This is a genomic window from Hufsiella ginkgonis (assembly GCF_009834915.1).
Taxonomy (GTDB): domain Bacteria; phylum Bacteroidota; class Bacteroidia; order Sphingobacteriales; family Sphingobacteriaceae; genus Hufsiella; species Hufsiella ginkgonis.
In genome coordinates this window covers 1-797 of sequence record NZ_WVHS01000015.1, presented here as the reverse complement: position 1 = coordinate 797, position 797 = coordinate 1, and the positions used below count along the sequence as shown (strand labels likewise).

Sequence of the window (797 nt, the reverse complement as noted above, 5' to 3'; positions counted from 1 at the left end):
CATGGATGACCGTTACCAGCTCCAGCCCCGACGGCAAAGCACATGCAGGTAGTGAGCTTACCTACACCATCAACGTAAGGAATACCGGAAGCGGCCCGCTGAGCGGCATTAACGTAACCGGCCCCGTTCCTTCAAACACCACCTATATAGCCGGAAGCGGCGGTACCCTGAGCGGCGGCGCCGTTCAATTCTCTGTTCCGCCCATTGCGCCGGGTGCGGTTACCAGTGTCACCTACAAAGTAAAAGTGAACCAGGACCTTACAGGCGTAACCGAGATCAGCAATCTCGCTACCGTAACAAATGGTCCGACAACGGCCCAAACGTCACCAGAAGACCCGCAAAATCCAGTCACACCCGGCAGCCCGGTTCCTGCGGGTACTCCTACCGTGATCCCTGTGTCACAGGATAATACCTTCCAGGCATGGAAAACCGTAAGCACCACCAGCGCCGACGGTAAAGCGCATGCCGGCGACGTGCTCACCTACACCATCAGGGTCAGGAACACCGGGAGCGCCACGCTCACCAATACCACCATAACCGACCCAGTTCCCGCAAATACCACTTACGTAGCCGGAAGCGGAGGTACCCTGAGCGGAAGCAACGTACAGTTCACCATTCCCTCAACCGCGGTCGGGGCCGTATCTGCCGTTACCTTCCAGGTGAAGGTGAACAATGACCTCACCGGTGTGACAAGTATCTCTAACCAGGCCACCGTGGTGAACGGTACCACCACTACCCCGACAGGTCCCGAGGACCCGCAGAACCCGGTAACGCCCGGCAGTCCGCAGAACCCGAAC

General features: G+C 58.5%; 1 protein-coding gene. It reads left to right on the top strand.

Going from position 1 to position 797, the window contains the following annotated elements; all coding sequences use genetic code 11:
• A partial coding sequence (locus GS398_RS22135) for a CLIPPER-2 domain-containing protein (protein ID WP_160909025.1) occupies nt 1-797 on the top strand: 797 nt, incomplete at both ends.